This window comes from Daejeonella sp. H1SJ63, assembly GCF_029360775.1.
In the GTDB taxonomy this organism is placed as follows: domain Bacteria; phylum Bacteroidota; class Bacteroidia; order Sphingobacteriales; family Sphingobacteriaceae; genus Daejeonella.
This window is the reverse complement of record NZ_JARKMZ010000028.1, coordinates 80,517-95,628: the sequence shown is the minus strand read 5'-3', so window position 1 is coordinate 95,628 and position 15,112 is coordinate 80,517. Positions and strand designations below refer to the sequence as shown.

The window sequence follows — 15,112 nt, the reverse complement described above, 5'->3', positions numbered from 1 at the left end:
AGTTTTGTGGAAGGAGAAATGGATTGGCCTTAGTTAGAAAGTTTCTCAGTCATGCTTCCTTCGACCTGCCTGCGGCAGGCAGGAATGACGGTCAAAAATATACTGTCGCGCCAACCTTTCAGCTTAAAGCTCTATCCAGATGCGTATACCCCCCATCCACATGAATCAATTGCCCGGTGGTATGGGATGATCGTTCTGAAAGTAAAAAGGCAACGGTATCAGCAATTTCATTGGCGGTGGTCATGCGGTTTTCGAGTGGTATTTTTTTAACAATGTCTTTCAGTTTCTCTTCAGGATTGGGAAGTGTATTGATCCAGTTTTCGTAGAGCGGAGTCCAGCATTCGGCTACGATCACGGCATTGACACGAATTCCAAATGGCAGCAATTCAACCGCCCATTCGCGGGTCAGTGCGTTACGGGCACCATTGGCTGCGGCATAGGCTGATGTTCCGCCCTGGCCGGTTTCAGCTGTCTTGGAACTTATATTCAAGATAGCAGCGCCCTTGGATTTTTTCAGCGCCGGCAAAGCATGATGCGCCAGAAGATAATAGTGGATTACATTTTTGTGCAGGCTGGATATAAAGCCTTCATAAGAACCCTTTTCGAGCCCGACGCTATCATTTACCCCTGCATTATTCACCAGTGCATCAATCCTTCCAAATTTCTCCAGCGTGAGTCTGACTACCTTCTCACATTCTTCAGGCAGCGTTAATTCTGCTTTGATCTGGAACCCTCTGGCACCCGAAGCTTCAATAGTCTGAAGTGTTTTCAAATTATCTGCTTCATTTCTGCCGATGATCACCGGGATGGCTCCTTCGGCTGCTAATACCTTTACAATCCCTTCGCCAATTCCCTTAGCACCACCGCTCACCAGAATTACCTTATCTTTTAATTTTAAATCCATTGTATTTGCCTTTTATCAATCATAATGTTGTTTTTAAGAATGTCAATGACAGGAAGCAAAGCTCAATTTACTAAATTATAAAACTGTTCTGCATTCTTTCCCCAAACCAGTTCCTGTTCGGTCATACTTAACTTACTCAGATACTCATCCACCAGACTACAAACCACATCATATTCCCCTGCCAGTTTACATACGGGCCAGTCGCTTCCAAACATCAGGCGTTCGGCGCCAAATGATTCGAAAACTTTATCCATATACGGAAAGATATCTTCCTTTCTCCATGTTTTAAGATGGGCTTCGGTAATCATTCCGGAGAGTTTACAAAAGACATGATCATACCTGGCGATTTCTTTCATTTCGGCATCCCAGGTATCGAAACGGCCATTTTTAATATCCGGTTTAGCCAGATGATCAATAACGAATAATTGCCCGGGATTATCCTGAATCAGCTTAAGGCTTTGAGGAAGATGCTTTGGATAAATTAGTATGTCGTAGGTAAATCCATAGGATTGAAGAGCGGCAATACCGCGTTGAAATTCAGACTTACGTATAAATTCAACAGGCTCTGCCTGCAGAATATGACGGAATCCCCTGAGTTTCGGGAATTGGGAATAATAGTCCAGTCGTTCATTGATCCGGTCTGAGCAGAGATCCACCCAGCCTACAACTCCGCGAATGAAATCATAGTCCCGGGCCAGGCCGAGCAGAAAATTTGTTTCAGCCTCCGACTGATCTGCCTGTACTGCAATACAGCCATGAATACCATTGGCATCCAGCAACGGCTTCAGATCAGAAGGAAGGAAGTCATGACGTATGACTTCCATTTCCTCTGTGATCCAGTTATCTTTTATTGGGTTAAATTTCCAGAAATGCTGATGTGAATCAAGCTTTAACATAGGCTTTAGCTACCTGTCTTGCTACCCCAAGTCCGTCGATACCCAGCTCAATCACATCTCCGTCTTTAAGGAAGATCGGTGGTTTGAAGCCCATGCCCACACCTGCAGGAGTTCCGGTCGAAACGACATCCCCCGGCAGCAAGGTCATGAATTTGCTCACATAAGAAATCAGGAATGGAATATTAAAGATCAGGTCATCGGTATTGCTATCCTGTAAAGTTTTGCCGTTTAGCTTCAGCCATAATCTTAGTTTATGCGGATCAGAAATCTCATCAGCAGTAGCCATAAACGGACCAAGCGGAGCAAATGTATCACAGCCCTTACCTTTATCCCAGGTACCACCGCGCTCCAGCTGCCATTCACGCTCAGAAACATCATTATGAAGCACGTAACCCGCTACATAATCCAAAGCTTCTGCCTCAGAAACATAGCTTGCTTTCTTACCGATCACAAATGCCAGCTCCACTTCCCAGTCAGATTTTACTGAATCCTTAGGAATAATGATATCATCAAATGGGCCGGAAAGTGAGGTAGTCGACTTCATGAACAGAATTGGCTCTGCAGGAATTGCCATACCTGCTTCTGCTGCGTGCTTGGCATAATTCAATCCGATGCAAAGTATCTTGGACGGACGTGCCACAGGTGAACCCAGACGCTCAGAATCAGCAATCTGCTGAAGTTTACCTTCATTGGCTTTCAGGAATGCCGCTAAACGGTTCAATCCGTCATTTTCAAAGAAAGCTTCATTATAATCTTCGCCAAATGCTGAGGTATCGTATTTTACATCCTTGATAATGACTCCTGTTTTTTCCTGTCCGGGTTTCCCCCATCTTATTAATTTCATGGTATTATTGAATTTTTAGTTGGATAATCGTGTTAACCGGATCAAAGTTTAGCTGATCCGTATAAATGAATACGCCTTCCGGCTGTTGTTTAAATTTAAGTTTAGTACCATCGGCGAGCAACGCTGCTGAAAGCACTTTATCTTTTAACCCCGGCATAAAAATATACTCCCTGCCGGGCTGTTTCATAATATGTGCATACAATGATTTCCCTTTTGCTGTTACTACACCCCAATCCTGAGGGGCAATTACATTACCCCGGGTTCCATAAATACTTTCACCGTTCTTCTGCAGCCAGGTACCCATCACTTTCAGCGTATCAGTAAACTCAGGTTGAATCTTTCCATCCGGCATAGGCCCCACATTCAGCAGAAAATTAGCATTCCGGCCTGCAGCATTAACAAGGTAATGAATCAGTTCTTTCGAGGATTTATACTTGCGGTCATTAATGTTAAATCCCCAGCTTCCGTTCATCGTCTCGCAGGTTTCTAAAGCCAGCGAACTGATTGTTTCCGATTTACGGAATCCGGTTTTATTTTCACCAGGAAGATCTTTTTCGAACATCTGTATATCCTCTCCGGCAATAGGTGTGATATGGTGGTTATTGCCTACCAGAGTCCGCGGATTCAGCTTATGAATCAGACTATAGATCTCATCATAATGCCAGTTAGCGGTTGGACGCTGCCAGTGTCCGTCGAACCAGATGCCTCCGATTGATGGATAATTGCTCAGTAACTCGGTCAGCTGCGTCTTCATGAAACGGATGTATGAATTCCAGTCGGTATTTGCAGGGGCACCATTCTCAATCGGTTTTTCAAAGCCATAATCCTTCCTTCCCCAGTCGAGCAGGGAATAGTAGAAATGAAGGCGGATACCCTCTTTCTGACATTCCTCAGCCAGTTCTTTGATCGGGTCCTTTTTATATGGAGTAGCATCCACAATATTATACCCTGAAGCAGTGGTTCTGAACATACTGAATCCATCATGATGACGGGATGTGATGGTGATGTACTTCATGCCTGCTGATTTAGCCAGCTGCACCCATTCCTTCGCATTGAACTCCTGCGGATTGAAGAATCCTGCCAGACGCTGATAATTATCGTACGGAATCCGCTTATTATGCATGATCCATTCCCCATCCCCCAGCACACTGTAAATACCCCAGTGAATAAACATCCCGAATTTCATATCCTGAAACTCGGCACGACTGGCCAGATTTTCAGCTGCAGGAGTATATTCAGGCATCGGGTGCGGATACTGATGCTGAGCTTGCAGTGTACTGATACTAAGTGCAAAAGCAAGGCTAAGAATGAACCGTTTCATAGTAAAAGGATTTTAAATTAACTGTTCAGTTTAATGAATCCTCCGTCGATCGGATAATCATTTCCGGTTACGAAGCTTGCCTCATCTGAGCAAAGGTATAATGCAATTGCTGCGATATCTTCAGGAGTGGCCATTCTGCCAACCGGCTGGGTTTTAGAAAGCTTCTCGAACATTTCTTTTTCCTGACCGGGATAGTTTTTAGCAATAAATCCATCCACAAATGGGGTATGAACCCTTGCCGGAGAGATTGAGTTACAACGGATATTATCTGCCAGATAATCTTTAGCAACAGAAAGTGTCATTGCATAAACGGCGCCCTTACTCATTGAATAAGCGAAACGATCTGCAACACCAACGATAGCTACAATCGATGCCAGATTCAGAATTACACCTCCGCCATTCTTTTTCATCAACGGAATACCTGCAAAAAGGCAGTTGTAAGCACCTTTAACGTTAACATTGTAAATTCTGTCCAAATCGGCTTCAGATGTTGTATCTGCTCTTCCAACATGTGCAATACCTGCATTATTTACCAGAATATCAATTTTTCCGATGCTGTTAAACAATGCCACTACATCTGTTTGTTTCGATACATCACATGCATGTACAGAAGCCTGACCACCGGCATCAGTGATCTCTTTGACTACCGCCAGGCCTGCATCCTGATTCAATTCCACAATTTTGACATCGGCACCCTGCGCTGCAAACACTTTAGCAATACCTTTTCCGATACCGCTTCCGCCCCCCGTAATTACTGCTGTTTTTCCTTTTAAGCTGAACATATATTTTTAGTATTTATTAATTTATAAAGAAACCCCACGTTTCCATGGGATAAAATCATCCTGACCCAGCTGAACTGCTTTTGGCTGTTCCTCACCGCTGGCTACCCTGATTACATAATCCAGAATACGGTGAGCATTTTCCTGTATGGTTTCTGTACCATCGATGATTGTTCCGCAGTTAATATCGATAATATCAGGCATTTTCTGAAATGTTTTTGTATTGGTACTCAGCTTGATAACCGGAGCCACAGGGTTTCCTGTCGGGGTCCCCAAACCGGTAGTGAAGAGCACAATATTAGCTCCGGAAGCCACTTCAGCAGTGGTACTTTCCACATCAGATCCCGGAGTACATAATAAGTTCAGTCCCATACGCTGCACCTTCTCAGGATAATCCAGCACAGCTGTTACCGGAGAAGTACCACCTTTTTTTGCAGCTCCAGCTGATTTAATTGCATCAGTGATCAATCCATCGCGGATGTTTCCCGGAGATGGATTGGCATAAAAACCCGATCCATCAGCCACAGCACGGGCATTATAGGTACGCATCAGATGCATAAAGCGATTGGCGGTATCCACATCCACACAGCGATCGCTGAGCTCCTGCTCCACACCGCAAAGTTCAGGAAATTCAGAAAGCACCACGGCTCCACCCATTGAAACCAGAAGATCAGAAACATAACCCAGAGCCGGATTTGCTGAAATCCCTGAAAACCCGTCAGAACCACCGCATTCAAGTCCGATACATAATTTAGACAATGGCGCCGGCTTACGCGCATTTTTATTTGCTTCAATCAATCCGGCGAAAGTTCTTTTCAGAGCTTCCTGCATCAAATTGGTTTCAGTGCCCAGTGCCTGCTGCTCCAGAATGGCCAGAGGCTTACTGAAATCAGGGTCACGCTTTTTAATTTCGTTCTCCAGAGTACTCGTTTGAGAATGCTGACAGCCCAGACTTAAAACAGTAGCTCCTGCAACATTTGGATGAGTAATGTATCCGGCAATCAGACCGCATAAAGTATCTGCATCAAGCTTTATTCCACCACATCCCATATCATGAGTGATGAATTTAACTCCGTCGATATTAGGGAATAATCTTGTTTTAGAAGCTTCAACCGGTGTAGATTTCAAATCGGCATTTATAATTTCTTCAGTTGACTTCCCGCTACGATATAAAGAAATAAGACTTTCGACCTCATTTTCATAGCTTTTTGCTTTTTTATACCCCAGTTTTTCGTCGAGGGCCTCCTTCAATACATTCACATTCCTGTTCTCACAGAACACCATCGGGATAACCAACCAGTAATTGGAGGTACCAACAGACCCGTCGGCACGATGAAATCCATTAAAAGCTCTCCCCTCAAATGCTGAAGTATCTGGTTTTTCCCAGTTCAGCTTTCTCTCGCCAAGCACAAAATCACTTGAGGCATGATACACATTTCCTGTAGTGAGGGCCTCACCCAAAGCGATAGGTTTAGACGCTTTACCAACCAAAACTCCATACATGGTAATCTGCTCATCAACACCAAAGGGCTTAATGGCAAATTTATGTTTTGAAGCCACATCTGTAATCAGACTGATTGTTTGTCCGCCAAAACTGATCTCTTCCCCTTTTTTAAGATCCTGCAGGGCTACCAGTACATTGTCGGCAGAATGAACCTGCAAGAACCTGTGTACCTTAGCATCTTTACTCGTATTACTCATTATATTATAATTCAAAAATCTTATTCATTAATACCCATTTTGCTCCTGCAGCAACTCCCGGAATGGCCTGCTGATATTTCCACATCAATTCTTCCCATTCCTGCACTTTAAGATTGGCAGCATCTGCAGCCGATTTCTTCTCAAAGCTGAAGCTGTCATTTACCTCCATGATCATGAAAAGCCGGTTAGCAAAACGATAGATCTGCATAGACTCAATGCCCGAGGATCTGATGCTTTCCATAATTTCAGGCCATACCTGTTTATGCCATTCTTCATATTCTGCAATAAGCAGGGGATCATTTTTCAAATCCAGCGCAAGACAATATCTATTCATGAGCAGTACCCGTTTTATAGACCTTATGCCCCTTTAAAGCAAACAAAAGTATAACCCCGAAACAAATCGCACTTACTATATGCCCGTTTTGTATACTACCGGTAAAATCAGCGATAGAGCCAAATACAGGAGGCAAAACGGCCCCACCTACAATGGCCATTACAATCAGACTGCTTCCGAACTTGGTATCCTTTCCCAGCCCTTTAAGTCCTAATGAGAATATAGTCGGGAACATGATCGACATAAAGAATGCAATCCCGATTACGGCATAGATTGCCATAAATCCGGTTGTGAATACCGCCAGAAGACTAAGTACAATGCACAGAACAGAATAGATTGCCAGCAGTTTTTCAGAACTGATAAATTTCATCAGAAATACTCCTACAAAACGGCCTATCATAAAGGCAAGACCACATCCCCAGCCGAGATAATCGGCAGCAATAATTCTATCAATATCAGCAACCTCCACAGCGTACAAAATAAAAAAACTGAACACACATACCTGCGCACCAACGTAAAAAAACTGTGCTGCCACGGCCCAGCGCAGATGCCTGTGTTGTAAAGCCTGGAACACATTTTTGCTTTCAGTTTCATCTTCACTTTCTTCAATCTCGGGTAAACGGGTAAAATAAAAAATGACAGCAACGCTCAGGATCAATGTTCCGAGAATAAGATAAGGTGTTTTAACACTGGCTGCCTCAGCCGCCAGAGCAACCTGACGGGCAGCATCTGTCATAGCATTCAGCTCATCATCAGATGTACCCTGAGTAAGCAAGACTCTGGCCCCAATGATCGGCGCCAGGGTAGCAGCCAGTCCGTTGAACGATTGTGCAAAATTCAACCGGCGGGTAGATGTTGCCGGATCTCCCAGCAATGAAACATAAGGATTCGCGGCTGTTTCCAAAATGGTCAGGCCGCAGGCAATAATGAATAAAGCCCCCAGAAAGTAAACATACTGACCTGTATCAGCGGCAGGGATAAACAAAAAAGATCCAAGAGAAAATAGAAGCAATCCGGTGATGATACCCGATTTATAACCATATTTCTTCATCAGTAAACCTGCCGGAATTGCCATCAACAAATAAGCAATAAACACAGATGAATCAACCATGGATGACTGGAGATTAGTCAGACTGAATGATTTTTTTAAGTGAGGGATCAGGATCGGATCAAGGTTGTGAACAAATCCCCACATAAAAAAAAGGGATGTCACCATTATAAACGGGAAAAAATATTTGTTCTTAGCCATATGATCCTGCTATAGTATGTTCCTTTGCAAGTGTGTTTCCCTTATTCTGAAAAATATTTTTTCAGCTTGAAAGCCGGCATGGCATCAGGATTACATTACAATAATACTAATTCAGGAGGTTTTATTTTATAGTGATTGAGCTTAATGTGAATGATTTTAAAATATTCAGCAATCAGGCATTGCAGCTATAAGGAGCATCCCTGCTTCATATCTGTCCGGAAGAGTACCCTGCACTAAACTTCTGGGTTTTAACAGCCTATAAACAGCATAAAGTATTTATCCGAATTTCACTGAGGTCATAGTCAATGAACCTCCTACAGCTTTATCATTAAAGAAAGAAAGTTCATCTTTATCCGACTGAAGCCCCAGAGTATAAATCAATGGGAGATAATGTTCTGATGTTGGAATAGCTAAATTGATATTCGGACTGATCCTGCTGAAATTGATCAGATCATGATGGTTTCCGGATGAGATCAGAGCTTTGAACTTATCATTCAGATCATGAGCCCAGTCATAACCGTATTCAGGTTCATTCAGTTTATTCCATGCTACCATGCGCAGGTTATGTACCATATTACCGCTGCCAATAATCAGAATACCCTTTTTCCGTAGATTATACAGCTGTTTGGCAAGATCATAGTGGTATTGGGGACCTTTATTATAATCAATACTTAACTGCAGCACGGGAATATCTGCATCGGGATACATGTTACGGACTACAGTCCAGGCACCATGATCAAGTCCCCAGTCATGGTCAAGCTCTGCATGAATATTATTCAGGAGAGCGGCGGTTTCATTAGCAACCTCTACACTACCCGGAGCCGGATACTGAACATCAAATAATGCCTGAGGGAAGCCACCGAAGTCATGAATAGTCCGGGGAAAATCCATAGCTGTAATCCGCGTACCATTACTGAGCCAATGGGCTGAAACTACCAGAACCGCCTTTGGACGGGGAATTTCATGTGCAGTCTGCGCCCAGCGGCGTGAGAACTCATTATCCTCAATACCGTTCATGGGTGATCCGTGACCGACAAAAAGTACCGGCATTAAATAACCGTCTTCCTTTAATTCGCCGGTAAACCTGTTGAATTCGCTGATGCTGTTCATAACCTGATTCCTTTAAAACAAAGATAGCACCGGGAGTTGCCCGGTGCTATTGATTCAGGTTAAAAAATGTATTGACTTATATCAAGTTTATTGAGGTCTTTTAAAACGTCCGCCATACACCGCTTTACCAAGAATATGCCCCTGAATAGCCTGCATTACTTTAGCTCTGGTTTCAAATGGATCATTATTTACTGCAGGAAAATCAAGAATAATGTCCAATGCAAGAATTTCAAACATATAATGGTGCAAAGGGCCATTTGCAGCAGCTCCGGGGCCACGATAAACAGGCCCTGTAACACTGATCTGATAACTTCCATCCGGAAGTTTTGCACCTCTCTGAAGGCCTTCAGGCAAGCCGGTTGCATTGGCAGGAATATTCCAAACCAACCAGTGTACCTGATCGTCGATAGTCTTGTTTCTTACAAAATCAAGATCATGCATGTGCAGAAGAAGGCTTTTGGTTCCTGCAGGTACATTCCCCCAGCTCAAAGCAGGAGATGTTCCTTCTCCGGGAGCAGCCCCCGGCGCTGCCTGACTAAATTTTATTGGAATGATTGACCCATCTTCAAAAGCATTTGTAGTAAGAGTCATAGGTGGTGTTTGAGCATTGGCAAAAAACACCAGATTGCACAATAATGCAACGATCAGGCTTATTCTTTTCATATCTATAGATTTATTGAAAGGCAAATTAATAATTCTGCCGGTCAATTCCATTCAGTGCGACTGTAAAATAAATGATTGATTGAGAAAGGATCAGAAAATAGAAAAAATCAGAAAATAAGACAGTCCGGTTAAGAACATTGCCAGAAAACCCCAGAATACAGTTTTCCTCAAAACGGCACTTCCTACGCCAATAACAATCATAAATTTAACCAGGGTATTTGACAAGGTTGCAATCAGAATGGTGTTTATTGCAAGTACAGAATTACCTCCTGCTTTCGACATTTTTGCCATGGATAAGGTAATAGCATCCACATCTGTAATGCCTGAAATTGCTCCTGCGATATAAGTACCACTGTTGCCAAATTGTTCCCCGCTATACTTTACCAGCCACTGCACCGCAGCATACAACAGTGCAAATTTGATAGCTGTAACAAGATCGAGAGGATTTTTAAGAGTGATCCCATTATGCCCGGGGCTTCCTTTATGTAGTTTGAAGATTAATACAGCCGAGCCGAATCCAGCTAATGAAATCAATGCAATGGGAATCCATAACTGAAGGGCAAGTTCAGCATTGACAACATAAACCTCAAAAAGTACCCGTGGGAACATGATGGTACAGGCGCTGATCACACCCATCGCATAGTAAAAAGAGATATCAGCTGATTTGCTCTCTGTACTTTTACGGGAGAAGGTTAATGACATAGATGTACTGGAAACCAGTCCGCCAACAACCCCTGCAAGTAATGTCCCGCGGTGTCCCATAAATTTTGCGATCATATACCCAATCAGGCTGGTGCCTGTAACCAGAACCACCATTTTCCATATTTCTTTGAGATTCCATAGTTTATAGGGTCCGAAATTAAACGACGGAAGAAAGGGAATAACCAATGCCGACATCACCACGAACAAAATAATTGCCAGCAACTCCTGCCGTTTCAGCTTCTCTACAAACAAATGTAATGTAGGCTTAAAAGTCAGTAAGAGAAGCATGACCACCATAATGATCAGAGCCAGCAATATCATTTCGATGAAGACCATTCCTCCCAAAACAAAGGTAATCACCAGAGCAAATTCTGATGTAGCACCAGAGTTCCCCGGAGTTTTTGACAGGCGTAAATAAGAAATGATCACAAAGGCAAAAACACATCCCAGAGTTAGTCCAAATATCCATGCCCCCATTACCTGTGCCACCGATGCAGCAATAAAACCGAACATGGAAACCATGGTAAAGGTTCGGATACCGGCAAACTGTTCCTGATGTTCAACAGCCTCTTTAGAAAACTGACGCTCCATCCCTATTAGAAAACCAATACCAATACTAATTGCCAGGCCGATCAGCTGATCCGGACTAAAATCAGAAAGTTGGGAAGTCTGAATATCCATTCAGGAGATAATTTTAAGTAAAGATAAGATTTATCTGTTGCCTGTAATCTGTTAACTGTTATCCGGGCAAACGGTTACAAAACGTATTAAGCTTAAAAACCTATAATTTATTACCTGCAACTTAAACAAAAGCCTTCTCAACCATGCTGCATCATAAATCGTTGAACGGATACAATTCTGAAAGTACGTAATCCGACCGGCATTTCCCAATCTACTTCAACACCCGGTCTGTATCCCAGCAGGGCCACCCCTATCGGTGAAAGCAATGAAAGTTTATTTTGCTTCATATCTGCATGTTTAGGTGCCACCAAATCAAAAATATAGACCTGTCCGCTTTGGATATCTTCTATCTGAACTTTTGAATTTTCAGATACTACATCATCAGGCATATCTTCAGGTTTAAGAACTCTGGCTGTTTTTAACTCAATGCTGAGTTTTTTCTTATTGAACTCAGATAGAGTTGTACTGAGCTTAAGATGAGTTTTAAGCAGTTCGAAATCGCTTTTTAAAAGAATCAATTGTGCAAGTTTCATCGTATTGAATTTTTAATTATTTAGACCTGATACCATGGCAAAACAGACAATTGCTGATACAAAAATGCAATCAGCTATTGCCGTGTCCCAATTCAGGCAGGATGATTAAATGAAATAGAAAAAATGACCGCAAATGGCCCCAAACATATAAGTCCGGGGCTTACTGAATAAAGTCCTTACTACTGATCCGGAATGAATATCCTGACGGAGAGATTAAACGACACTGATCAGCACATAGCTTATGTATCGCCATCAATTCTGAGGCAAAACACAATAATGTATCTGTATAATCTGATCTGTACCGTTTCATCATTTTATATAGTTCGAATAAACTATTGATACAAAGATAGGTTTTAAACTTATTGAAAGAAAACTCCGGTCAGAAGGATAATCTATTTAATAGTCGGGAAAATATCGTATTTTTAACAAAAAACCTCTATGTTTCGCCATAAGGGCAAAGGCAGAACCTTTCATCATAACAGACGTCTGGCAGCAATACTTTCATTAACTGCAGGCATAGTTAATATCATCGGAGTACTTTCAATTCAGACTCTTACGACCAATGTAACGGGCCATTTTGCCTTCTTTGCAGAAGAGATTGTCAATGACAGGTATCTCAACTCACTGATCTTTCTGGTTTATATTCTTGCATTTTTATTTGGAGCATTCATTTCTAATCTTCTGATCGAATTAAATTCAAAAAAGAATCCTCTGATTGCACACAGCTTTCCAATGGGCATTGAAATATTTATATTAACACTGATTGGCCTTTACGGATACTCCTGGCTTTCGTACGGATGGAACCCCCATTTTATTGCATACTCACTGTTGTTTGCAATGGGAATGCAAAATGCATTGGTAACAACAATTTCGAGCTCGACGGTGAGAACAACACATCTTACAGGCTTATTCACAGATCTGGGAATTGAGCTTTCCCAGTTATTTTTTTACAGGCAGGAGGATGAAAGAACGAAACTGATTAAAAGTATTCGTTTAAGAATGGTGATCATCGTGTTTTTCTTTTCAGGGTGTATTATCGGTGGTTTCGCCTTTGGAATACTTAATATGCAGGCACTACTGATTGCATCTGTCTGCCTGATCATGGCTCTGATATACGATAATATCCGCTACCGGTTTTACTACCTGAAAAGAAAACTCCGATAATAGCAGGGACGTAAACTATCCCTTGCGATCTCATAAGTTCTCCAACTATCTCCCCAAAGCAAAAGCAACATAGCTGTCTCCCCGGTTTGTTCCGAGCTTGGTTCCTCCGCAGGCAATAACAATATATTGTTTGCCATTAATCTGATAAGTTGACGGGCTTGCGAATCCTGAAGCTGGCAATGGATACTCCCATACCTTTCTCCCTGTCTTTTTATCAAAGGCCCTGAACATATTATCCTTAGTTGCTGCAATGAACACCAATCCGCCGGCTGTAACCAAGGGGCCTCCGTAATTCTCAGTCCCTGTTTGCGGAATACCCTTTTTGCTCAGTTCTTTAAATTCGCCCAGCGGAATTCTCCATAGATGTTCTCCGCTGTTCAAATCAATGGCTGTCAAAGTCCCCCATGGTGGTGTAATTGCCGGATATCCCTTTTCATCCAGAAATTTATTGTATCCGTTGAACCGGTAAGGCACATCAGGAAACTCATCTTTTGCACTCACTACCTCATCATCCTTATCTTCACCAAAAATGTAGGAAATGATTGCCTGTTTTTCGGCAGCAGATATCTGACTAAATCCGGGCATCATCCCCCTTCCATTAGTAATCAGTCCTAAAGTAACCGTTCTGCCGAGCTTCTCTCTGATCCCAAAAAGTGCAGGATATCCGCTTTGCGGAATTCCTGAAAAATCTGCTTTATGACAGGTCTGGCAATAATTAAGGTAGAGTTCCTTTCCCGGATTACCTGACTGGGCACCAGTAGAAGCGCTTTTCTTGCTCAGGCTGAAAAGCCAGGCCATTTCATTTGCATTTACGTACATAATCCCCTCTTTATCAACTGCAGCACCACCCCACTCAGCTCCACCATCGGGACCTGGAAAAATGATTGTCTGATTGAAATCAAGAGGATGAAAAGGACCCTTATTCGCATTTCTGTAAATGCTTAATAAGGAATCACGTTTCTCAGAAAAATGAGATATCTCATCTTCTGTAATAGATTGTCTTGCAAAGGGCTTAGGTAATCTGGGCACAGGTTGTGTTGGCCAGGTCTCTTCGCCAGGCAGATTAGATTTTGGGAATGGCATTTCATCAATAGGAAACAGAGGTTTTCCATTTACCCTGTCAAAAACAAAAACATGACCTGATTTGGTAACCTGTGCTACCGCATCAATCATCTTACCATCTCTTTTAACAGTCAGAAGATTAGGGGTAGCCGGAAGATCCCTGTCCCATATATCATGATGAACCATCTGAAAATGCCAGATATATGCTCCTGTTCTTGCATTCAGGGCAATTAAAGAATTAGCATAAAGATTTTCACCTTTACGGTTTCCACCGTAAAAATCAAAGGAAGCAGAACCGGTTGGAACATATATAATCCCCCTTTTCCTGTCTACCGCCATGCCGGCCCAGCTATTTGCCGCTCCAATTGATGGATTTTTGTAGGCATCAGCAGGCCATGTATTATATCCGCTTTCGCCCGGGTGAGGTATTGTTTTAAATACCCAAACCAGCTTGCCGGTGCGAACATTAAAAGCCTGAATGTATCCCGGGGCAGAGCCAGTGCCTTCACCAAGCCTCAAAGGCATGATAATCAGGTCCTCAAAAATGGTCCCGGGACTTGTTGAAGAAACGAATTTATTGGCAGAAGATTCACCAAGTCCGCTTTTCAGACTTACTCTTCCGCCCTGTCCGAAATTTAAAATGGGTTTGCCTGTTTTAGGATTTATGGCATAAAGCCAGGTCTGAAAAGCATACATAATACGCTGCTCAGCTCCTTTAGACCAAAAAGCAACTCCCCTGTTTACATTAGACGGACCGGTACTTTCAGGACTAAAACGCCATAATTCCTTTCCAGTGGCAGCATCTACCGAAAATAATTTATTCGAAGCGGTTACACCATACAACTGACTGCCAACAATAATCGGATTGCACTGGACCTGACCTGAATCTCCGGAATGATACTCCCATACAGGTTCGAGCCTGGTCACATTTGAAATGTTGATCTGGTTCAAAGGTGAATAGTGATTCCTGTCGCCGCCACCAAGATATTCAGGCCAGTCATTCTGTACATAAAAATAGCCGCTGAAACTAAAAAACAACAAGCTCAAACTTGCCAGAACACTGAAGATATACAGAAATTTTTTCATCCGTTTATTTTTTGTTTTTTAAAGGTGATGAACCTACCTGCCGGTAGGCAGGGCGATCATTATTTAATAATCATACCCCTGCG

14 protein-coding genes are annotated in these 15,112 nt (G+C 42.6%); 1 reads left to right on the top strand and 13 read right to left on the bottom strand.

The window, feature by feature from the left end; translation table 11 throughout:
- Positions 1-118 precede the first annotated feature (118 nt).
- The 12 genes from P2W72_RS08300 to P2W72_RS08245 form a co-directional block, all read right to left on the bottom strand.
- Positions 119-904: an SDR family oxidoreductase gene (locus P2W72_RS08300; RefSeq protein WP_276360780.1), complete on the bottom strand. Its 786-nt coding sequence runs from the start codon at positions 902-904 to the stop codon at positions 119-121.
- Between the two features lie 62 nt (positions 905-966).
- On the bottom strand, positions 967-1,800 hold the full coding sequence (locus P2W72_RS08295; RefSeq protein WP_276360777.1) for an amidohydrolase family protein: 834 nt from the start codon (positions 1,798-1,800) through the stop codon (positions 967-969).
- Entirely contained in the window at positions 1,787-2,644 is an 858-nt protein-coding gene (locus tag P2W72_RS08290) for a fumarylacetoacetate hydrolase family protein (protein WP_276360775.1), read from the bottom strand. Before P2W72_RS08290 ends, P2W72_RS08295 begins: the two co-directional genes overlap by 14 nt.
- Before the next feature lie 4 nt (positions 2,645-2,648).
- On the bottom strand, positions 2,649-3,965 hold the full coding sequence (locus tag P2W72_RS08285) for an alpha-L-fucosidase (RefSeq protein ID WP_276360773.1): 1,317 nt from the start codon (positions 3,963-3,965) through the stop codon (positions 2,649-2,651).
- A 17-nt stretch (positions 3,966-3,982) separates the two neighbouring features.
- Positions 3,983-4,747, bottom strand: coding sequence for a glucose 1-dehydrogenase (locus P2W72_RS08280; RefSeq protein WP_276360770.1), 765 nt, complete (start codon positions 4,745-4,747; stop codon positions 3,983-3,985).
- 21 nt (positions 4,748-4,768) lie between these two features.
- Positions 4,769-6,445, bottom strand: a complete 1,677-nt coding sequence (locus P2W72_RS08275) for an altronate dehydratase family protein (protein ID WP_276360768.1) — start codon at positions 6,443-6,445, stop codon at positions 4,769-4,771.
- Between the two features lie 4 nt (positions 6,446-6,449).
- On the bottom strand, positions 6,450-6,779 hold the full coding sequence (locus tag P2W72_RS08270; RefSeq protein ID WP_276360765.1) for an L-rhamnose mutarotase: 330 nt from the start codon (positions 6,777-6,779) through the stop codon (positions 6,450-6,452).
- Positions 6,772-8,028: an L-fucose:H+ symporter permease gene (gene fucP / locus P2W72_RS08265; RefSeq protein WP_276360763.1), complete on the bottom strand. Its 1,257-nt coding sequence runs from the start codon at positions 8,026-8,028 to the stop codon at positions 6,772-6,774. Before fucP ends, P2W72_RS08270 begins: the two co-directional genes overlap by 8 nt.
- Positions 8,029-8,304: 276 nt before the next feature.
- Positions 8,305-9,138: a 4,5-DOPA dioxygenase extradiol gene (ygiD, locus tag P2W72_RS08260; protein ID WP_276360760.1), complete on the bottom strand. Its 834-nt coding sequence runs from the start codon at positions 9,136-9,138 to the stop codon at positions 8,305-8,307.
- A gap of 87 nt (positions 9,139-9,225) precedes the next feature.
- Positions 9,226-9,801, bottom strand: a complete 576-nt coding sequence (locus tag P2W72_RS08255; protein WP_276360758.1) for a YbhB/YbcL family Raf kinase inhibitor-like protein — start codon at positions 9,799-9,801, stop codon at positions 9,226-9,228.
- Positions 9,802-9,891: 90 nt separating this feature from the next.
- Positions 9,892-11,184 (bottom strand): MgtC/SapB family protein, encoded by a 1,293-nt coding sequence (locus P2W72_RS08250; RefSeq protein ID WP_276360756.1) that lies wholly within the window; start codon positions 11,182-11,184, stop codon positions 9,892-9,894.
- A 137-nt stretch (positions 11,185-11,321) separates the two neighbouring features.
- Positions 11,322-11,717 carry a GreA/GreB family elongation factor gene (locus tag P2W72_RS08245; protein ID WP_276360754.1) on the bottom strand — a complete coding sequence of 132 codons (396 nt, stop codon included), beginning with the start codon at positions 11,715-11,717 and terminating at the stop codon, positions 11,322-11,324.
- A gap of 438 nt (positions 11,718-12,155) precedes the next feature.
- Here P2W72_RS08245 and P2W72_RS08240 point away from each other — a divergent pair, with 438 nt between their 5' ends.
- Complete coding sequence (locus P2W72_RS08240) at positions 12,156-12,881, top strand: YoaK family protein (protein WP_276360752.1); 726 nt, start codon at positions 12,156-12,158, stop codon at positions 12,879-12,881.
- 45 nt (positions 12,882-12,926) lie between these two features.
- On the opposite strand, the gene P2W72_RS08235 is transcribed toward P2W72_RS08240, so the two are convergent.
- Positions 12,927-15,029, bottom strand: coding sequence for a PQQ-binding-like beta-propeller repeat protein (locus tag P2W72_RS08235; protein WP_276360749.1), 2,103 nt, complete (start codon positions 15,027-15,029; stop codon positions 12,927-12,929).
- Between the last annotated feature and the right edge of the window lie 83 nt (positions 15,030-15,112).